The following is an 18,938-nucleotide window of genomic DNA, read 5'->3' as shown; positions in this document are numbered from 1 at the left end:
GGGGCAGATTGGTGCCTGATTTATTGATATTACGCGCCTTCGCGCGCAAAAAAAAGGTGTCCAAGGATGAGTAAGGGCAAGTATCCGAAGGTATCCGGAAAGAATGAGAAATCCCTCGTCCGTTCCTCGGCGGCGGAATATCTGACCTTTGTCGCGGCAAGCGGTACGGGCGGTGTGGAGGTGGTTTACGCCGATGAGAACATCTGGCTGACCCAGAAGATGATGGGGGTACTCTATGATGTGGAAACCCACACCATCAACTACCACCTGAAAAAAATCTTTGCCGACAATGAGTTGCAGGAAAATGCAGTTATTCGAAATTTTCGAATAACTGCCGCCGACGGCAAAAGTTACAACACCAAGCACTACAACCTCGCCGCCATCATCGCCGTCGGCTACAAGGTCAACTCCGAACGTGCCGTTCAGTTCCGCAAATGGGCGACCACCATTATCGAGGAGTTCACCATCAAGGGCTATACGATGGATGACGAGCGCCTGAAACGTGGCGGCTCCATCCTCACCAATCAATACTTTGAAGAGCAGTTACAGCGCATTCGAGAGATTCGCCTCTCCGAACGAAAGTTCTACCAGAAAATCACCGACATCTACGCGACCTCCATCGACTATGACGTGACGGCCCAGGCCACCAAGCGATTTTTCTCGACTGTACAGAACAAGCTGCACTGGGCAATCCACGGCCAGACGGCAGCTGAGGTTATTTTCCACCGGGCCAATGCCGAAAAAGAGAACATGGGCCTGACCACTTGGAAGGACGCCCCGCGAGGGAAAATCCAGAAATTCGACGTCGGTGTGGCCAAGAACTACCTGAACGAATATGAAATGGCGCAACTGGTACGGCTGGTTTCGGCCTATCTGGATGTTGCGGAAGCTATGGCGCTGCGTAAGATCCCCATGACCATGCAGGATTGGGAAACCCGACTGAACCGATTCATTGAGGCGACCGACCGTGAAATTTTGCAGGACGCGGGAAAAGTGACGGCGGAGATCGCCAAGGCCCACGCCGAGTGCGAGTTTGAAAGATACCGCATCGTGCAGGACCGGCTGTTTGAAAGCGACTTCGACCGGATTATGAAGCAGCTGGGAAGGAATACAAAACCGGATGAGTGACCACTAAAATGCCCACACCCTCCGAACACAAAACCGTCCAAGCCCGCATCCTCACCTACGCCGAGGCCATCGGATGGACATTCGTGTCCCACGAGGAAGCCGAACGGCGGCGCGGATTCGACCCTGACGTGCCGCCAGCCGATCGCTCCAAGAACCGCTCGCTCTTCTTCGACGACCTGCTCGACGCCAAGGTGCGGGAGTTCAACCCGCGTTATGCCGAGGCCGAGGGCGCGTTGCTCGGTCGGTTTCGCCATCTCCACGCCGACATTTTCGGCAACCGGGAATTCGTCGAGCATCTGCGCAACCGGGGCAAATTTTTCGATCACGAGGAGAAGCGCGAGCGCGATCTGGTCCTGATCGATTATGATGATCCGGAGAGGCCACCGGCGGCTCGCCGGAATGTTTACGAAGTCACCGAGGAGTGGGCTTTTCACAATGGTCACTACGGCACGCGGGAGGATGTGGTCTTTCTGATCAACGGCATACCGGTGCTGATGATCGAGTGCAAGAACGCCAATAAAGACGAGGCGATTGCCCTGGGGGTGGACCAGATCCGCCGCTACCACCGCGAGACACCCGAGCTGTTCGTGTCCCAGCAAGTCTTTACCGCCACCGACGCCATCGGCTTTTCCTACGGGGTCACCTGGAACACGGTGCGCCGGAATATCTTCAACTGGAAGGATGAGGAGATCGGCAAGCTGGAGGCCAAGGTGAAGAGCTTCTGCGCCATCGGGCAGGTGCTCGCCTTCCTGAAGGACTACATCGTCTTTGCCGAGAAGGACGAGGAGCTGAACAAATACATCCTGCGCCAGCACCAGACCGGCGCGGTGGAGGCCACCGTCAGCCGCGCGCTTGATCCCGTTCGCACCCGCGGCCTGGTCTGGCACACCCAGGGCAGCGGCAAGACTTTCACCATGATCAAGGCGGCGGAGCGGCTCTTCCGCGCCCCCGAGGCGGACAAGCCGACGATTCTGCTGATGATCGACCGCAACGAGCTGGAAGATCAGATGCTCAAGAACCTGGCCGCCCTGGGCTTAAGCAATCTGGAACATGCCGGCAGCATCGCGCGGCTGAACAAGCTGCTCTGCGACGACTACCGGGGGATAATCGTGACGATGATCCACAAGTTCCGCGACATGCCGGCGAATATCAATACCCGCTCGAATATCTACGTGCTGATCGATGAGGCGCACCGCACCACGGGCGGCGATCTGGGCAACTTCCTGATGGCCGGGCTGCCCAACGCCGGCTATATCGGCTTTACCGGCACCCCGGTGGACAAGACCGCCTACGGACGCGGAACCTTCAAGACCTTCGGCTGCGAGGACGACAAGGGCTATCTGCACAAGTATTCCATTGCCGACAGCATTGGCGACGGCACCACCTTGCCGCTCTACTACAGCCTGGCCGAAAGCGAGATGCTGGTGCCGCACGAAACCCTGGACAAGGAATTCCTCTCCCTGGCCGAAGCCGAGGGTGTGGCGGATATCGCGGAGCTGAACAAGATCCTGGAACGGGCGGTGAACCTGAAGAATTTTCTCAAGGGCACGGACCGCATTCACAAGGTGGCGCAATTTGTCGCGCAGCACTACCGCGAGAATGTCGAGCCGCTGGGGTACAAGGCCTTTCTGGTGGGCGTGGATCGCGAGGCCTGCGCCCTTTATAAACATGCCCTGGACCGGTTTTTGCCGGCCGAATATTCCGAGGTGGTCTACACCGGCAACAACAACGACTCCGCGCTGCTCAAGGAATTCCACCTCGACGCGAAAAAAGAGCGGCAGATCCGCAAGAGCTTCGGCAAGCTCGAGCAGCAGCCGAAGATCCTGATCGTCACCGAGAAGCTGCTCACCGGCTTCGACGCGCCGGTGCTCTACGCGATGTATCTCGACAAGCCGATGCGCGACCACACCTTGCTGCAGGCCATCGCCCGGGTGAACCGTCCCTACGAAAACGAGCTAGCCGAGATGGTCAAGCCACACGGCTTTGTGCTCGATTTCGTCGGCATCTTCGACAAGCTGGAGAAGGCCCTGGCCTTTGACAGCGAAGAGATCAACGCCATCGTCAAGGACCTGAAGCTCCTCAAGGTGCTTTTCCAGAACAAGATGGACCAGCGGGCTCCGGGATACCTGGCGCTGATCGAGCGGAATTTTGACGACAAGGATGTCGACGCCCTGATCGAGCATTTTCGCGACCCGGAACGGCGCAAGGCGTTCTTCAAGGAATTCAAGGAGATCGAGATGCTCTATGAGATCATCTCCCCGGACGCCTTTTTGCGGCCCTTTATCGATGATTATGGCACGCTGGCGGCGATCTACGACGTGGTGAGAAAGGCCTACGCCAAGCGGATCCAGGTTGATCGGGATTTCCAGAAAAAGACCCGTGAGCTGGTCCAAAAGCATGTCGGGACCGGTTACATCCTGCCCGTCAACGAAATCCTGGAACTGAACGAAGACACGGTCAGGTATATCGCCGAGAACAAGGGCGGGGACGGGAACAAGATCATCAACCTGGTCAAGAGCATTGAAAAAAAGGCGGAGGAGGAGAGCGACGACCCGTATCTCATCGCCATGGCCCAGCGGGCGCAAGCGGTGCAGGAGAGTTTTGAGGATCGTCAGACCAGCACGGCTGATGCGCTGGACGCGTTATTGCGGGAAGTGGAAGCGAATGAGGCGCGTAAAAGGGAGCAGGCAAAGAAGGGTTTTGATGGCTTGACCTACTTTGTCTATCGAACGCTCCTTGATGCGGGGATCACCAACGCGGAAGAGGTGAGCCGCACGATCAAGCAGGCCTTCGTGGAATTTCCCAACTGGAAGAAGAGCGAAAACTCGCTGCGCGAGCTGCGCAAGAAAGTGACCTTCGCCGTTCTGGCCAATACTGATGACCTGGAACGGGTGACAGCCTTGGTGAATCAGCTTTTCAGGCTGCTGGAAAAGGCGGACAGGATTTAAAGTGACGGCGGCACTGGATCAAAAACGCGCGTTTAAAGATCGAGTCCTTCATTGGGCGAAAAAACTGGACGTTGACGTGGTATGGCTTGGTATGCGCCCGATGCGGAATAAATGGGCCTCCTGCTCCACCAACGGGCACCTCAACTTCAGCACGGATCTGCTCGAACTCCGGCAGGAGTTGTGGGACTACGTCATTGTCCACGAGCTGCTGCACTTCTCTATCCCAAACCATGGAAAACTCTGGAAAACCCTGATGCGCGCCCACCTGGGTGAGTATGAGGCCCATGAAATCGAGTTAAAGAACGTGGCGAAAAATAGTGCGCTCCAGCAGTCGCGCCAAACGGCGGCGCGGCGCTGAAAGGAAGATGGCCTCAAAATATTATGGGCGGTTACGAGCGAAGGAGCTCTAGAAATCACCCCTCCCCATTTTCATTCACATCCGCATACTTTGGCTGCAATTCATGCAAAAAGCTGCGAATTCCGGGGCGTTCCGTTCGGCTTACCGTTGCGGGGCGTTTGACTTCCGGTTTAGGGGTGCGTTCCGGGCGGTAGAATTGGCGTTCCATGCTGCGTTGGTAGGGGGTCCAGGTGGTTTCTTCGGGTAGGGCCTGCACCAGGACGTTGGTCATGTTCACCTTGGCGTCCAGGTTGTCGGCGTAGTGCAGGATCAGGGCTTCGGAGGTTTTGGGGAGGCTGGGGGAGCCGTATTCGTAGGTTCCGTGGTGGCTGGCCAGCAGGTGTTTGAGGTGCAGCTTCAGGCCCGGGGCGAGGTCGTCGTTTTTTGCCAGGAACGGTTCGAGCACTTCCAGGCCCAGCAGAATGTGGCCCAGGAGCCGCCCGGGGTCGGTGTAGTCGCGTTGGATTCCGGCATCCAGTTCCCAGGCCTTGCCCAGGTCGTGGAACACCGCGCCCACCAGCAGGACTTCCCGGTCCACTTCGGGATACTGGTCACTGATGGCCAGGCTCAGGCGGCAGACCGACAGGGTATGCTCCAGCAGGCCGCCGATGTAGGCGTGGTGCATGGACTTGGCCCCCGGGGCGAGCAGGAGGCGGGAGCGGATTTCGGGGTGTTGGAGGACCTTGCGGCAGAATTTGCGCCAGGGGGCGTGGTGCAGCTCCCGTTTGCACAGTTCCTCCAGTTCCAGGAGCATTTCCTCCGGCTCCCGGACGCTGCGCGGCAGGAACAGGGACCAGTCGATCTGGTCCCGGGGGGACGTGACGGCTTCCAGTTGTTCGATGCGGAGTTGGAGCTGATCCCGGAACAGGTCCGCGCTTCCGGCGACCCGGACCACTTCACCCACGGGGAGTTCCGGATAATTCTGGCTGACCGGGCTCCAGATCTTTCCATCCACGGCTCCGCGGGCGTCCTGCAACCGCACCTGCCAGTACGGGCCGTTGCGGGCCTGGCCCTGCCGGGCCTCCACCAGGACGAACACCTCGTCGACCCGCGTTCCGGGCTGAATGTCCGGAATGAACATTTTTTTTTGCACGGCCATGTTGAAATCCTCCGTGGGTTGCGCTAAGGCCAACGTTCCGTCTCTCGCGCAAAAGACGGACCGTGTTCGTGGAAGTGCGGCTCGCCCGCATTCATGTCGCCCTTCAGGTTGCGCATGGCGACGATCCTCCCAGCACATGTAGCGTGATTATGGCCAAAAAGAAAGAACAAGCGGTGGTTTCCATCTATCCTGACTGGTGCAAGGGGTGCGGCGTCTGCGTGGCCTTTTGTCCCGGTCATGTCTTGGAACTGGGACCGGACGGCAAAGCCAGGGTCATTGAGGGCGCATCTTGCCGGAACTGCGGGTTTTGCGAGTACCACTGTCCGGATTTCGCCATTGTGGTGAAGATGAAACGCAGCACAGCCAACAAAGAAGTCGACCATGCCCACGAAGGTTAAAAAAAATCAACGCAAGGAAGAGCGGGCTATTTTCGCTCTGGGCAACGAGGCCGTGGTGGAGGGGGCCCTGCTGGCCGGGTGTTCTTTTTTTGCCGGATACCCCATCACGCCGTCCACGGAAATCGCCGAAATCATGGCCGAACGTCTGCCCGGGATTCCAGAGGGCGTGTTCATTCAAATGGAGGATGAAATCGCCAGCCTGGGGGCGGTGATCGGCGCGTCCCTGGCCGGTCGGAAATCCATGACCGCCACCTCGGGGCCGGGATTTTCCCTGATGCAGGAACACATCGGTTACGCCTCGATGACCGAGACGCCGCTGGTGATCGTCAACGTGATGCGCGGCGGACCGAGCACGGGGATGCCCACCAGCCCGGCCCAGGGCGACGTGCAGCAGGCCCGATGGGGCACCCACGGCGACCACCCGATCATCGTCCTTTCGGCCAGCGACGTGCAGGAGTGTCTGGACATGACCGTGCGGGCCTTCAACCTGTCCGAAAAGTACCGCTCTCCGGTCATTCTCCTGCTGGACGAGATCACGGCGCATACCCGTGAAAAAATTCATATCCCCAACAGGGACACCTACGAAATTTTTTCCCGGATCAAGCCCTCCATGCCCCCGGAATGGTTCGTGCCTTACGAGGAATCCATGCGCGGGGTCCCGCCCATGCCGGCCCTGGGGGACGGCTACCGGTTCCACGTCACCGGCCTGACCCACGACGTCAACGGCTATCCCACATCCCGGCCCGACGAAGTGGAAAAGCTGATGCACCGGTTGTTCCGCAAAATCGATCAGTTTTTCTACGACATCCAGATCGTCGAGGAGACGGCCTGCGAGGACGCCGAGGTGGCGGTGATCGCCTACGGCTGCGTGGCCCGCTCCGCGCACTTGGCCGTGTTGCAGGCCCGGGAAAAGGGCATCAAGGCCGGTCTGCTCAAGCTGAAGACCCTGTTCCCCTTCCCGCGGCCGGCCGTGGACCGGATAATCCGGCAATGCCGGACCGTCATCGTCCCGGAGTTGAACATGGGCCAGATGTCCCGTGAAGTGAAGCGCGTGAACGACGGTCACAGCCGGATCCGCACATTGAACCGAATCGACGGGCAGATCATCACTCCGGCGGAGATTCTCAAACTGCTCGTAAAAGCGTAGCAGACAGGAAACACAATCATGGCAGAAGTTACCCAACTGATTCATCACTATCTGCGGCACAACAAGCGCTTCCCGCACGTCTTGTGCCCCGGATGCGGTCACGGGATCGTGCTCGGCTCCCTGGTGCGCTGCGTGCATCAGCTCGGCCTGACCAAGGACGAAGTGGTGCTGGTGGCCGGGATCGGCTGTTCCGGGCGGATCGCGGTTTATGTGGACTTCAATACCGTGCATACCACCCACGGACGGGCCCTGACCTTCGCCACCGGGATCAAGATGGCCAACCCGAAGCTGAAGGTCATCGCGGTGATGGGCGACGGCGACGCGCTGTCCATCGGCGGCAACCATTTCCTGCATGCGGCCCGGCGAAACATCGGCGTGACCGCTCTGATCCTGAACAACAACATCTACGGGATGACCGGGGGCCAGAGTTCCTCCACCACGGCGGAGAACTGCTATTCCACGACCAGCCCCTATGGGCAGCAGGAACAGTCCTTCGACATCGTCAATCTGGCCAAGGCCGCCGGCGCGCCGTACGTGGCCCGCAGCACCGTGCTGCACGTCAAGCTGCTGGACCGGATTCTGACCACGGCCCTGGAGCGGCCCGGATTCAACCTGGTGGAGGTGCTCACCCCCTGCCACACCCAGTTCGGGCGCAAGAACAAGTTCAAAACCAACGTGGAAATGTACCAGTGGTACAAGAAGAACGCCACGCCCATCGAAGCCCTGGACAAGCTTTCCGAGGCGGAGCGGGCCAAGCGCACGCCCATCGGAATCTTCGTCGAAGAGAACCGGCCTTCCCTGGAGGAACGCCATGCCGCGATCAAGGCCCGCCTGACGGACGGAGCGCCATCATGAAGAACCCTCAAGAAATCCAACGTTTTGAGTTGCGGCTTTCCGGCCTGGGCGGACAGGGCATTCTGACCCTGGGCAAGGTTCTGGGTGCCGGACTGGCCCTGGAAGAAGGGTATTTCGTGGCCCAGACCCAGAGCTACGGCCCCGAGGCCCGGGGCGGGGCCAGCCGCTCGGACCTGGTGATCAGCTCCCAGCCCATAAGCTACCCCAAGCCGGAACAGCTCGACCTGCTGGTGGCGCTCAGCCAGGAAGCCTGCAACCAGTATTACCGCCACCTCAAACCGGGCGGCTATCTTCTGGTGGACGACTCCCTGGTCAAGCAGACCCCGACCAACATCTACTGGGGCCTGCCCTTCACCACCCTGGCCAAGGACAAACTGGGCATGGCCCAGGCAGCGAACATGGTTCTTTTGGGGGCCCTGGCCCATCTGGTGCCCTTCGTGCTTCCCCGGGCCATGAAGAAAGGGTTGGAAACCAGTTTGAACCCCAGGTTTCTGGAGTCGAATCTGAAGGCGTTCCAGCTCGGGTTGACCCAGGCCAAAAAGAAATACCCCGACGTGCAGTCCCAATGGACATCCTCCTAACCAACGACGACGGGATTTACGCCCTGGGGCTGCGGGCCATGTACCGGGCCCTGCGCCGGGCCGGGCATACGGTGCACGTGGTCGCCCCGCTGACCGAACAGTCCGCGGTGGGGCACGCCATTACCCTGAGCCTGCCGTTGAAGATCAAGCATCTTCGGGAGCCGGACTTTCAGGGCGTCGGAGTGACCGGCACCCCGGTGGACTGCGCCAAGCTGGCCCTGAGTTCGCTGCTGGACGCACCTCCGGACGTCCTGATTTCCGGCATCAACAACGGGGCCAACGTGGGCGTGGACATCCTCTATTCCGGCACGGTCTCCGCGGCCACGGAAGGAGCCCTGGCCGGTCTGCCTTCCCTGGCCGTGTCCATGGACAACTTCCATCCCGCGAACCTGGACGACCAGGCGGATTACACGGTGCGTCTGGTTCAGGACATGGACTGGGCCGCGCTGCCTTCCCGCTGCCTGCTGAACCTGAACTTTCCGGATCGCGATCTGCGCGAGGTCCTGGGATTGCGCTGCTGCCCTCAAACCCAGGCCGTGTATCACGACAGGCACGATCACCGGGTCGACCCTCGCGGAGTGGGCTACTACTGGCTGCACGGGGAGATCCCGTCCGGCGAAGTCGGCCAGGACACGGACCGCGGCCTGCTCACCCAGGGCTATATCACCCTGACCCCGCTGCGTTTCGATTTCACGGACTACGAAACCATGGATCGGCTCCAGCGCACCCTTGCAGCGCCAACCGTGTCTGCCTGACTCCCTGTCTTCCCATTATTCCCTTTCCATCTCATCACCACTGAATCGTTACCACATAACCACATGAGCGAACCGAAGAAGGTCAAGAAAACCATCCGGGAGATCAACGACCGGATCAGCAAGGGCAAGGCCGTGGTGCTTACGGCCAGGGAAATGATCGACGCCGTGAAATCCATGGGCAAGGTCAAGGCGGCCCGGGAAGTGGACGTGGTCACCACGGGCACCTTTTCCCCCATGTGTTCCTCGGGTCTGCTTTTCAACATCGGCCAGCCCGAGCCGCCGCTGATCAAGGCGTCCAAGGTCTGGCTGAACGATGTCCCGGCGTACGGCGGACTGGCCGCGGTGGACGCGTATCTCGGGGTCACCGAGCCGGCGGAGGATGATCCGCTGAACAAGGTCTTTCCGGGCCGGTTCAAATACGGCGGCGGCCATGTGATCGAGGATCTGCTCCGAGGCGAGAAGGTCCGGTTGCGCGCGACGGGTTATGGAACGGACTGCTACCCCCGCAAGACCCTGGAGCGGGAATACGCCCTGGGAGACTTTCGCAGCGCGGACCTGCTCAACCCCCGCAACGCCTACCAGAACTACAACTGCGCGGTGAACTTCGGCGAAAAGGTCATCTATACCTACATGGGACCGCTCAAGCCGCGCTGCGCCAACGCCAACTACGCCACCTCCGGGGCTTTGAGTCCGCTGTTCAACGACCCCTTTTTCCGGACCATCGGCCTGGGAACGAAAATTTTTCTCGGCGGCGGCACGGGCTGGGTGATCGGGGCCGGAACCCAGCACAACCCCAAACCGCAACGCACCGAACGCGGCCTGCCCCTGACCCCCTCCGGAACCCTGATGGTCAAGGGCGACCTCAAGGGCATGCAGGCCCGCTATCTGCGCGGGATCAGCTTCCTTGGCTACGGCTGCTCCCTGAACGTCGGGCTGGGCATTCCCATCCCGATCCTGGACGAGGAAATAGCCTGGTTCACCGGGGTCAGCGACGCGGACATCATGGTCCCCGTGGTGGACTACGGCCACGACTACCCCAACGGCGTGGCCCGGAACCACGGCCATGTCAGCTACGCCGAGCTGCGCTCCGGAACCATTCGCGTGAACGACCGGGATACGGCCACCGTGCCCCTGACCAGCTATACGCTGTCCCTGGAAATCGCCCAGACTCTCAAGCAGTGGATCGAAAAGGGCGCTTTCACCCTTGGCGAGCCCCAGGAGCGGATTCTCTCCGAGTGACCGACTCTTCCTTGAAGGCCAAGCTCCAAGTCCTGCGCGTCCATCTGGAGACCTTGCAGCCGGGCCTGATCGCGGTGTCCGGCGGCGTGGACAGTCGGTTTCTGATGCATGTTTCCCGGCTCAGGAACCTGGATTTCCAGGCCGTCCACGCCGTGGGGCCGCACCAGTCCCCCCTGGAACAAGACCAGACCAGGACCTTGCTCCAGGCCCGGAACGTCACCCCGCGCATCGTCCGGTTCGATCCGCTCGGTCAGCCTGAAGTCCGGAGTAACTCCCGTCAGCGATGCTATTGGTGCAAGAAGGCGCTGTTTTCGAATTTTCTGGAGCTGGCCTTCACTGAATCGCCGCGATCACTTTTGGACGGAACTCATCTCGACGACCTGGCGGTCCATCGTCCCGGCCAAAAGGCGCTTCAGGAACTGGGCGTACACAGCCCGTTGGCCCAGGCGGGTCTGACCAAGGCCGACATCCGCCAAGCCGCGGCGTGGCTCGGCCTCGAAGCACCGGATCAGCCCTCCCGGGCCTGTCTGCTGACTCGGTTTCCGTATGACCGCCAGGTGACGACCGCGGATCTGGAGGCGGTGGGGCGGGTGGAAGACGGTCTTTCTGTCTTGGGCCTGAGCCGGTTTCGTTTTCGGGTCACGGGACGCGAACGCAACATGTTGCAGATTCATCCAGACGAGAGCCATGTGTTGCGCGACCAGGAGGCGTATCTGCGAGACCTGGTCGTCGCGGCGGGGCTTGGCCCTTTCGAGCTTGCGATTACATCACGGCTTTCCGGCTATTTCGACTCCCCCGCCGAATCTATAGCCCACTTCTGACTTCAACCTTTCACCTTCAACCATATTATCCCACCATCCCCAATGCCCAGCGACGTTTTCTTCTGGAACCTGCGCGCGACGCGCAAGGCCGCGTACGACGTCCGTCTGCGCCGACTGTTCAAGGCAGGCGGCGTGTCCGACGTGGTGCGATCCGGGGATCTGACCGCGGTGAAGATGCACTTCGGCGAATCCGGCGTGACCGGGTTCATCACCCCGACCTGGGTGCGGCCCATTGTCGCGTTTCTGCGCAAACTCGGGGCCAGGCCGTTTTTGACCGACACCAACACCCTGTATGTCGGACAGCGCGGCGAGGCTGTTTCCCACGGCATGCTGGCCGCGGAGCACGGGTTTGATCCGTTGCTGCTCCAGGCTCCGGTAATCATTGCCGACGGGTTGAACAGCCGCAACGAAGTCTCCGTGCCGTTTCCGGGCAAGCATGTGCTGGAGGCGCATCTGGCCGGAGATATCCTGGCCGCGGATTCTTTGCTGACTCTGTCCCACTTCAAGGGCCACGAACTGGCTGGCATCGGCGGCAGCCTGAAAAATCTGGCCATGGGCTGCGCCACCCGCCGGGGCAAAATGCACCAGCACGGCTGCCTGGCGCCCATGCTCCACGCGGACAACTGCAAGGGCTGCGGGGTCTGCGTCGAGGTTTGCGCGTCTGGTGCACTTCGCGTTCGTCCAGAAGGCAAGGTCGAACTGAATCCGGAGTTGTGCGTCGGCTGCGGGGCCTGTCTGCATGTCTGCCGGGAGAAATGTCTGGCCGTGGACTGGAAGACCGACGTGACCGCGTTCGTGGAACGGATGATGGAGTACGCAGCAGCGGTGCTCCGGGCCATGGAGAAGCCGCAACGCCCCTCTTCGACCTGTGTCCACGTGAGCTTCGTGACCCAGGTCACGCCTCAGTGCGACTGCGCCGGATACAGCGACAAGCCGGTGTGCCCGGATATCGGGGTCCTGGTTTCCCGTGACCCGGTGGCCCTGGACCAGGCCTGCCTGGACATAGTCAACGCGGCTCCGCCCCTGCATCCCAGTCATCTTCCGCCGGACATCCGGCCCGGGGATGACAAGTTCAGGGCCATGCATCCTCATGTTCCGGAGGGTTACGGACTCGGGTACGCGGAGAGCCTGGGCATTGGGACGCGGAGTTATGTCGTCCGAGAGATTTGACGTGGTGGAATACCGATTCGGATAACGCGCGAGGTTTGGGAACACGTTCGCCCTGATTCGAACATTCCGGGAAATGGACAACGACGCACATTGAGCATATAATACTCTGTTGTTACTTCGAAACAATGTCGATTCCCACCATTGGCAGTGGGATGCTCCGTATTAAATTTCAACCCCCTGGGAGGAATCATGGGACGCCATAAGAAAATCGAACGGAAAAAAGAGCTGGATCGTCGCCGTCAACGCCGCGAGAAGCGCATCAAGCAGCGCATCCGGGAGGCCAAGGAGGCGAAGTAGCCGTCGGCCGTCAACATTTCCATTTCATCAAGGAGAGCGGAAGTTATGCCTATATATGAGTATCGCTGTCAGGAGTGTCAGCAGATCTTCGAGCAGTGGCAGAAGGATTACAGCGAACAGGATAAATCCTGTCCTGTCTGTGGCAGCCGATCCCAGCGTCTGATTTCCAACACATCCTTTGTTTTGAAGGGATCGGGCTGGTATGTCACGGATTACTGTAAGAACGCGGCGTCTTCCGGAGGCAACGGCAACAAGACGGAGAGCACGGAAACCAAGACGGATGCGCCGACCAAGGAAGTTACGCCTAAGTCAGCGGAGCCCGCGCCCTCGACGTCCGGTTCCAGCGCTCCCGCCGCCGACTAAATTTGTGTGAAAAGGCAGCTGAAGAGGCTGCCTTTTTTGCGACAAAGGACGGAACATGATTGAGCGTTACACCCGCCCGGAAATGGGGCGGCTTTGGACTCTGGAGGCGCGCTTCCAGGCTTGGCTGGAGGTGGAGCTGGCCGTTTGCGAGGGATGGCACAATCTTGGTCTCATCCCGGCTGAAGACATGCGCAATATCCGGGAGCGCGCCGGTTTCGACCTGGAACGTATCCTGGAGATCGAGGAGCGCACCCGGCACGACGTGATCGCTTTTCTCACCGCGGTGGAGGAGAAGACCGGTCCTTCGGCCAGATATATCCACCTGGGATGCACGTCGTCGGACATCGTGGACACGGCCAACGCCCTGCTTCTGGTGCGGGCCGGAGGGATCATCGCCGCCGGTCTGGACCGGCTCCTGGAAGTTCTGCGCGCCGCGTCGGAACGGTACAAACTGCTTCCGGCCATGGGCCGCACCCACGGCATTCACGCCGAACCCATCACCCTGGGGCTGAAGTTCGCCGGGTTTTACGCCGAGTTCGACCGCCATCGCAGGCGATGGCGCGACGCCGTGGAAAACATCCGCTTCGGCAAGATCTCCGGGGCCGTGGGCACCTACGCCCATCTGGAACCGCGCTTGGAGGCCCTGGCGTGCCAACGGTTGGGGTTGAACGTGGACCCCATCTCCACGCAGATCATCCAGCGCGACCGTCACGCCCAGTATTTCACCACCCTGGCCATTATTGCCGGCGGCATCGAGCGGCTGTGCGTGGAACTGCGGCACTTACAGCGCACCGAGGTCCGGGAATTGGAGGAGGGCTTCGGCAAGGGCCAAAAAGGCTCGTCGGCCATGCCGCACAAAAAGAACCCCATTTCCGCGGAAAACCTGACCGGTCTGGCCCGGCTGTTGCGGGGCAACGCCCAGGCCGCCCTGGAGAACATGGCCCTCTGGCACGAGCGGGACATCAGCCATTCCTCGGTGGAGCGGGTGATCATGCCGGATTCCACCATCCTCATGGACTACATGCTGCACCGGCTCACCGGGCTGCTTTCCGGAATTCGGGTGCATGAAGACAATGTCGCGCGGAATCTGGGGGCTTCCCAGGGCCTTTTCTTTTCCCAGCGCATCCTTTTGGCGTTGGTGGAAAATGGGTCGCAGCGCCAGGAGGCTTACGAACTGGTTCAGGGCTTGGCCATGCGGGCTTGGGAAGAGAAAACGCCCTTTGAGGACTTGGTCCGAGGCAGCGACGGAGTCACATCCCGGCTTTCGTCGGAAACCTTGGACGACCTCTTTGACCTGAACTACTTTTTTCGGCATGTAGACCTCATTTATGATCGAGTCTTTGTTTAGCTGACCGTTTAAAAACTCCCAATTGCGGCGTCGCTGCAAAAAGGTCAAACTCTCACGTATGAATAAATACGCTTCGACCTTGATTCGATTGCCAGGACGGCAAATCGAAAATGTGGCGAAGCCACAGCCCGTGAGGGCCGGACACAGGACGTGTCCGGTAGCTTTTTTTGCTCCTTGCACTTGGGGTTTTTGAACAAACAGCAAGATAGGGATTTTTATCACTCAGCTAGGAGAGAGTCGTGAACGAATGGCGCAAACAACTGGCCGGCCTGCTGATGGCCAAATCCTATCTGGAAAAGGACGTGGTCCTGACATCCGGCAAGCGCAGCAACTATTACTTCGACTGCAAGCAAACGGCTTTGCATCCGGATGGGGCCTTCCTGATCGGCAGCCTGTTCGTCCGGATGCTGCAAGCGGAACCCCTTCACGGGGTTGCCGGAATGACCCTGGGCGCGGATCCGCTGGTCACCGCCACCTCCCTGGTCGCCCGGACTGAAGGGCTTTCCTGGCCAGCCATGATCGTGCGCAAGGAAGCCAAGGGGCATGGTACGGCCAGCTACCTGGAAGGCCTGGTCAATTTTCAGCCCGGCGACCGGATCGCCGTGCTGGAGGACGTGGCCACCACCGGAGGCAGCGCTCTCAAGGCCTGCCAAAGGCTGACGGATGCCGGATTCGTCGTGCATCGGGTCTGCTGCATCCTGGACCGCGAGGAAGGCGCCGCCGAGGCCCTTGCCGCGGCCGACATTCCTTTCACAGCCCTTTATACACGGAGCCAGTTGCTGCATGAGGCCGACGCGTAGTTGGTTCATCCTGATTCTTTTGCTTGGCGTCGCCCTTTCGCAGCCCGGCTGCCAAGGGCGTTCGGTGGGGGAGTTGCTCTGGCCCGACCTGCATGACGCCTATTTCCAGTTGACCAAATCCTGGAGCCGTTCCGGCGTGGTTCGGGACGGGCTGGAAACGGAAACCCGTGTCGTAGCTCTGCTCGAATCCACGACATGGCGAAAAGCCTATGTTGAACGGTATTCGGAAGTTTTCGAACTGACGGCGGATGAGAGACGAAAAATGCTGGACGACCAACTGCACGCGGCGGACGAGTACACGGACTTCGTCGTGGCCGTGGCCAGCACCTATTCGGACGACGCCCGCCTGACCCATCGCCTGACCCAGTGGCGGTTGCTTTTGCGCCAATCTCCGGATCAAACCGTCCAGCCCCTGGAAATCCGCCACCTGGACGTCCACCCGTCACAGCTTCAGGCTTTCTATCCGTACCATCATCCCTGGCAACGGTACTACAAAGTCCGGTTCCCGAAAACGGGCGGCCCCATCGAGTTGCTTTTCACCGGCCCCGCCGGTGGCTTCTCCCTGATGTGGGAGGAAAGCGACTAATGATCGATCCTTTTGCGCCAACGACGTAAAGGGGAGCACATCCAACACCGACGAGGTTTCGCGTGGGCAAGGACGACAAGCTCAATCTGATCATCATGCGCGACGATACACGGGTTCGCCGGTATCGGCTGCGCGTGGCGTGGTTCAGGTTTTTTCTCTACCTGCAAATCGTCCTGATTCTCGCGGCCGTGGGCGGCTCTTACGCCGGGGTCGTCTACTGGGGACAGCACCTGGAACTGATGAACGCCAACAAGGATCTGCGAGCCCAGCTGTCCGACCAGTCCATTCAACTGGAACGGCTTCAGAATATTCAGGAAATTCTCAAAACCAGCGACCCTGAGGAAATTCATTCTCTGTTCAGCACGGTGACCAAGGAACGCCAGAGCCTGCCCCAGGTCGTCAACCTCCAGGAAATTTTTGTGGCCAAGGACCTGCAAATGGCCGGTGTTGCCAATTTGCAGCTCAGAAAAGCCGGAGAGGATCTGCGCATCAATTTCGAACTGAACAACCTGGCCGAGGAAACCTTGTCCGGGGAGATCAAGGTCTATTTCATCACCCAGGAAGCCTCCGTCCTCGAAGCTCAGGGTGAAGAAAGCGAGCTGTCCTTTACAATTCAGCGCTTTCGTCGCGTCAATTCGTTATTGAAGGTTCCTTCCGGCTTGGACCTGGACACGATTTTCGCTATCCGGGTAGTCATTTTCAGCAATGACGACGAAGAAGTCTTCACCCAAACTTACCCGGTCGCTAATATCCTGACGAGCTGAATTTCTTGACAGGGTACTGGAAAGTCCATATAGGACTTCGTTTTCGGGGTCGTTAACTCAGTCGGTAGAGTATCTGCCTTTTAAGCAGAGAGTCGAAGGTTCGAGTCCTTCACGACCCACCAAGCCCGTCCCCATCGTCTAGTGGCCTAGGACGCTGGCCTCTCACGCCGGTAACAGGGGTTCAAATCCCCTTGGGGACGCCAAGGAAAATCAAAGGGTTGCAAGCTGTCATGCTTGCAACCCTTTTTTTTGACTTGCAGGGAACATTGTTGTCCAGGACCCGCTGGGCTTGAACATCGTCGAATATGGCCAGCCCGATCAGGTTGGCCATGGTGACGTGGCTTGATGTTGTGCTTCGCCCTGGACGGCGCTGATTTGACCTTCAGTCCCGGGCCGTCTGGGTGGACGGCAGGGTTTGTGCTCTGGACTCCATTGGCCTGTGCAGGTAATCAGGTCGCTCACCTCCTGAATCAGCGGCTCAATCCCGGAACTCAAGACAGGTTCGTGCATGCCAGATTTTCTTCGTCAAGCGAATTGGGCGATTCTCCCATTGATGTTGTTTCTTGTGATCTGTGGTGTACCGGACCAAGCCCAGGGTCAGGCCCAGAGTCAGGCCCAAGTTGCGGGGCTGGATCTGTTACGGGCCGAGCTTCAGGGCCAGGTCGACCCGCAAAGCAGGCTTCAAGACGAGACGGACAATCCCTCCGGGGCCACGCAATACGTCCTGCCGTCGCCTGCCCTGCCCGGCCTGCCCGAGGTTCTGGAACTGAACCTGACCGAGGCCATCCATCTGGCCTTACGCCGAAACCGGGAGATCGAAAGCGCCTACCTGGGCCGGGTTCTTCAAAAATTTTCCTTGGGTAAAGATCTGTCCAAGTTCTGGCCGAATCTTGAGGTTTCGCCCAGGACGGATGCCTCCGTCGCCGGCTCGTCCACCAAATACTCCGCGGACGGTCCGGAAGCGGAAAGGTCGCGGACCGAAGCCGTGACCGCCGGGATCACCACCAGCGTGACCCAGAAAGTGCCCACCGGAGCGGAGCTGTCCTTTGCCTGGGACAACACCATCACCGGAATCCGTAATCATAACGGGGAAACCGTGAGCCGGGAGAGCGGACTGACCGGCTGGTCCGTGGGCTTCCGTCAGCCCCTGCTCAAAGGCGGCGGAACTCGTTACAACACCGCTTCCCTGGTCCGGGCCGCGATGCAGGAGGAAGACAATGTCCGCGCCCTGCGGGACACGCTTATCGGCACCATCAACGGGGTGATCTCGGATTACCGGGCCATGATGCGGGCCAAGCAGCGGTTGGAGCTGGCCGAGGATTCTCTGGGCAAGGCCCGCAAGCATCTGGAGGACACCCGTGTGCTTATTGCCGCGGGCCGCCGCGCGTCCAGCGAGAGCCTGCAGGCCGAGGCCGACCTGGCCCAGAAGGAACTGGACCTGGAAACGGCGCGGCAGGGGTTGGACAATGCCCGGTTGAATCTGGTCCGCCGTCTGGAACTGGACAGCAGCACGGCCATCGTGCTCACCGAGCCCATTGAGCTGCAACCCGTGATGCCGGTTTTCGAGGACTGCCTGGAGCTGGCCCTGGAGCGAAACCAGAGTTATCTGGCCGCCCAAAACGCTCTGGAACTGGCCCGGATGAGCCTGGACGACGTCCTGAATCAGCGACGCTGGGATCTGGATCTGGAAGGGGCCTATTCCGACGGCTGGCGCCATCGGCACCCGGATCCGAGCTCCCGTGAAGATGAGTGGCGGGTGGGCGTGTCCCTGAAAATCCCCTTGCCCATATTCGGCGACCCGAAATACGACCGGGAACAACCCCTGCTCGCGGCGCGCATCGCTCTGCGGCGGGCGGAAATGACACTGATCACGGCCCGGGAAAACCTGGAAAATTCCGTGCGTCAACGGGTGCTGGTCGTGGAATCCAGCTTGAAGCAGGTCGAGCTGGCCAAGCGCACGTATGAATTGTCCGAGCAGACCTATCATTTCAGCGAACTGAAATACCAGTTGGGCCAGATGTCCAACACCAACTTCATCACCGAGCAGGACCGGCTGCGCAACGCCCGCAACAGCCTGAACGAAGCCATTATCAGCTATCAGAATTCCCTGACCGAACTGGACGCCCTCCTGGCCACGACCCTGGACACCTGGGGCATTGCCTTTGTCGCGGAGCGCGCCGACCTGGAAGAAGAGTATCTCGGACGCAACGTCTGGTTGCTGGACCGTTAAACTGAAAAGGAT

Annotated in this window: 18 protein-coding genes and 2 tRNA genes; 19 read left to right on the top strand and 1 reads right to left on the bottom strand. The window is 59.9% G+C overall.

Annotated elements, in window-relative coordinates:
- Positions 1-66 precede the first annotated feature (66 nt).
- The 3 genes from GY33_RS0100740 to GY33_RS0100730 are packed head-to-tail and all read left to right on the top strand — an operon-like array spanning position 67 to position 4,434.
- On the top strand, positions 67-1,128 hold the full coding sequence (locus tag GY33_RS0100740; protein WP_031385498.1) for a virulence RhuM family protein: 1,062 nt from the start codon (positions 67-69) through the stop codon (positions 1,126-1,128).
- A gap of 8 nt (positions 1,129-1,136) precedes the next feature.
- Positions 1,137-4,076 carry a type I restriction endonuclease subunit R gene (locus tag GY33_RS0100735; RefSeq protein ID WP_031385497.1) on the top strand — a complete coding sequence of 980 codons (2,940 nt, stop codon included), beginning with the start codon at positions 1,137-1,139 and terminating at the stop codon, positions 4,074-4,076.
- Between the two features lies 1 nt (position 4,077).
- A complete protein-coding gene (locus GY33_RS0100730) occupies positions 4,078-4,434 on the top strand; it encodes a M48 metallopeptidase family protein (protein WP_200874815.1) in 357 nt (118 codons plus the stop codon).
- Between the two features lie 55 nt (positions 4,435-4,489).
- Here the strand turns inward: GY33_RS0100730 and GY33_RS0100725 are convergent, their stop codons facing one another.
- The gene (locus GY33_RS0100725; RefSeq protein ID WP_084184700.1) at positions 4,490-5,572 is read right to left on the bottom strand and encodes a 3'-5' exoribonuclease YhaM family protein; all 1,083 of its coding nucleotides are present in this window, start codon (positions 5,570-5,572) and stop codon (positions 4,490-4,492) included.
- 149 nt (positions 5,573-5,721) lie between these two features.
- Between GY33_RS0100725 and GY33_RS0100720 the strand changes: the two genes are divergently transcribed.
- The 16 genes from GY33_RS0100720 to GY33_RS0100640 all read left to right on the top strand — a co-directional run bounded on the left by GY33_RS0100720 (position 5,722) and on the right by GY33_RS0100640 (position 18,926).
- Complete coding sequence (locus GY33_RS0100720; RefSeq protein ID WP_028571325.1) at positions 5,722-5,970, top strand: 4Fe-4S dicluster domain-containing protein; 249 nt, start codon at positions 5,722-5,724, stop codon at positions 5,968-5,970.
- The gene (locus tag GY33_RS0100715) at positions 5,954-7,117 is read left to right on the top strand and encodes a 2-oxoacid:acceptor oxidoreductase subunit alpha (protein WP_031385494.1); all 1,164 of its coding nucleotides are present in this window, start codon (positions 5,954-5,956) and stop codon (positions 7,115-7,117) included. The genes GY33_RS0100720 and GY33_RS0100715 overlap by 17 nt, the downstream gene beginning before the upstream one ends.
- An 18-nt stretch (positions 7,118-7,135) precedes the next feature.
- On the top strand, positions 7,136-7,972 hold the full coding sequence (locus GY33_RS0100710) for a 2-oxoacid:ferredoxin oxidoreductase subunit beta (protein ID WP_031385493.1): 837 nt from the start codon (positions 7,136-7,138) through the stop codon (positions 7,970-7,972).
- Positions 7,969-8,553, top strand: coding sequence for a 2-oxoacid:acceptor oxidoreductase family protein (locus GY33_RS0100705; protein WP_031385492.1), 585 nt, complete (start codon positions 7,969-7,971; stop codon positions 8,551-8,553). The genes GY33_RS0100710 and GY33_RS0100705 overlap by 4 nt, the downstream gene beginning before the upstream one ends.
- Positions 8,538-9,308: a 5'/3'-nucleotidase SurE gene (gene surE / locus GY33_RS0100700; protein WP_031385491.1), complete on the top strand. Its 771-nt coding sequence runs from the start codon at positions 8,538-8,540 to the stop codon at positions 9,306-9,308. Before GY33_RS0100705 ends, surE begins: the two co-directional genes overlap by 16 nt.
- Before the next feature lie 63 nt (positions 9,309-9,371).
- Positions 9,372-10,547, top strand: a complete 1,176-nt coding sequence (locus GY33_RS0100695; RefSeq protein ID WP_031385490.1) for a homocysteine biosynthesis protein — start codon at positions 9,372-9,374, stop codon at positions 10,545-10,547.
- Positions 10,544-11,368, top strand: a complete 825-nt coding sequence (locus tag GY33_RS0100690) for an adenine nucleotide alpha-hydrolase family protein (protein WP_051822148.1) — start codon at positions 10,544-10,546, stop codon at positions 11,366-11,368. Before GY33_RS0100695 ends, GY33_RS0100690 begins: the two co-directional genes overlap by 4 nt.
- 42 nt (positions 11,369-11,410) lie before the next feature.
- Positions 11,411-12,538 carry a DUF362 domain-containing protein gene (locus GY33_RS0100685; RefSeq protein WP_031385488.1) on the top strand — a complete coding sequence of 376 codons (1,128 nt, stop codon included), beginning with the start codon at positions 11,411-11,413 and terminating at the stop codon, positions 12,536-12,538.
- 342 nt (positions 12,539-12,880) lie between these two features.
- A complete protein-coding gene (locus GY33_RS0100675) occupies positions 12,881-13,198 on the top strand; it encodes an FmdB family zinc ribbon protein (RefSeq protein ID WP_031385487.1) in 318 nt (105 codons plus the stop codon).
- Positions 13,199-13,253: 55 nt separating this feature from the next.
- Positions 13,254-14,546, top strand: a complete 1,293-nt coding sequence (gene purB, locus GY33_RS0100670; protein WP_031385486.1) for an adenylosuccinate lyase — start codon at positions 13,254-13,256, stop codon at positions 14,544-14,546.
- Between the two features lie 239 nt (positions 14,547-14,785).
- A complete protein-coding gene (pyrE, locus tag GY33_RS0100665) occupies positions 14,786-15,346 on the top strand; it encodes an orotate phosphoribosyltransferase (protein ID WP_031385485.1) in 561 nt (186 codons plus the stop codon).
- The gene (locus tag GY33_RS0100660; RefSeq protein WP_031385484.1) at positions 15,330-15,932 is read left to right on the top strand and encodes a hypothetical protein; all 603 of its coding nucleotides are present in this window, start codon (positions 15,330-15,332) and stop codon (positions 15,930-15,932) included. Before pyrE ends, GY33_RS0100660 begins: the two co-directional genes overlap by 17 nt.
- A gap of 62 nt (positions 15,933-15,994) precedes the next feature.
- Positions 15,995-16,696, top strand: a complete 702-nt coding sequence (locus GY33_RS0100655) for a hypothetical protein (protein ID WP_031385483.1) — start codon at positions 15,995-15,997, stop codon at positions 16,694-16,696.
- Between the two features lie 46 nt (positions 16,697-16,742).
- Positions 16,743-16,818, top strand: a tRNA-Lys gene (locus tag GY33_RS0100650).
- Between the two features lie 5 nt (positions 16,819-16,823).
- Positions 16,824-16,899, top strand: a tRNA-Glu gene (locus GY33_RS0100645).
- Positions 16,900-17,249: 350 nt separating this feature from the next.
- Entirely contained in the window at positions 17,250-18,926 is a 1,677-nt protein-coding gene (locus GY33_RS0100640; RefSeq protein ID WP_031385482.1) for a TolC family protein, read from the top strand.
- Positions 18,927-18,938 lie beyond the last annotated feature (12 nt).

This window comes from Desulfonatronum thiodismutans (assembly GCF_000717475.1).
Classification (GTDB): domain Bacteria; phylum Desulfobacterota; class Desulfovibrionia; order Desulfovibrionales; family Desulfonatronaceae; genus Desulfonatronum; species Desulfonatronum thiodismutans.
This window is presented reverse-complemented; position numbering and strand designations above follow the sequence as displayed.

Bases quoted from the DNA above. Each gene is read 5' to 3' on its own strand.
- GY33_RS0100660 (WP_031385484.1), top strand. From the start codon at position 15,330: ATGAGGCCGACGCGTAGTTGGTTCATCCTGATTCTTTTGCTTGGCGTC.
- purB (WP_031385486.1), top strand. From the start codon at position 13,254: ATGATTGAGCGTTACACCCGCCCGGAAATGGGGCGGCTTTGGACTCTG.
- GY33_RS0100715 (WP_031385494.1), top strand. From the start codon at position 5,954: ATGCCCACGAAGGTTAAAAAAAATCAACGCAAGGAAGAGCGGGCTATT.
- GY33_RS0100640 (WP_031385482.1), top strand. From the start codon at position 17,250: ATGTTGTTTCTTGTGATCTGTGGTGTACCGGACCAAGCCCAGGGTCAG.
- GY33_RS0100675 (WP_031385487.1), top strand. From the start codon at position 12,881: ATGCCTATATATGAGTATCGCTGTCAGGAGTGTCAGCAGATCTTCGAG.
- surE (WP_031385491.1), top strand. From the start codon at position 8,538: ATGGACATCCTCCTAACCAACGACGACGGGATTTACGCCCTGGGGCTG.
- GY33_RS0100705 (WP_031385492.1), top strand. From the start codon at position 7,969: ATGAAGAACCCTCAAGAAATCCAACGTTTTGAGTTGCGGCTTTCCGGC.
- GY33_RS0100720 (WP_028571325.1), top strand. From the start codon at position 5,722: ATGGCCAAAAAGAAAGAACAAGCGGTGGTTTCCATCTATCCTGACTGG.
- GY33_RS0100710 (WP_031385493.1), top strand. From the start codon at position 7,136: ATGGCAGAAGTTACCCAACTGATTCATCACTATCTGCGGCACAACAAG.
- GY33_RS0100725 (WP_084184700.1), bottom strand. From the start codon at position 5,572: ATGGCCGTGCAAAAAAAAATGTTCATTCCGGACATTCAGCCCGGAACG.
- GY33_RS0100695 (WP_031385490.1), top strand. From the start codon at position 9,372: ATGAGCGAACCGAAGAAGGTCAAGAAAACCATCCGGGAGATCAACGAC.
- GY33_RS0100735 (WP_031385497.1), top strand. From the start codon at position 1,137: ATGCCCACACCCTCCGAACACAAAACCGTCCAAGCCCGCATCCTCACC.
- GY33_RS0100740 (WP_031385498.1), top strand. From the start codon at position 67: ATGAGTAAGGGCAAGTATCCGAAGGTATCCGGAAAGAATGAGAAATCC.
- GY33_RS0100685 (WP_031385488.1), top strand. From the start codon at position 11,411: ATGCCCAGCGACGTTTTCTTCTGGAACCTGCGCGCGACGCGCAAGGCC.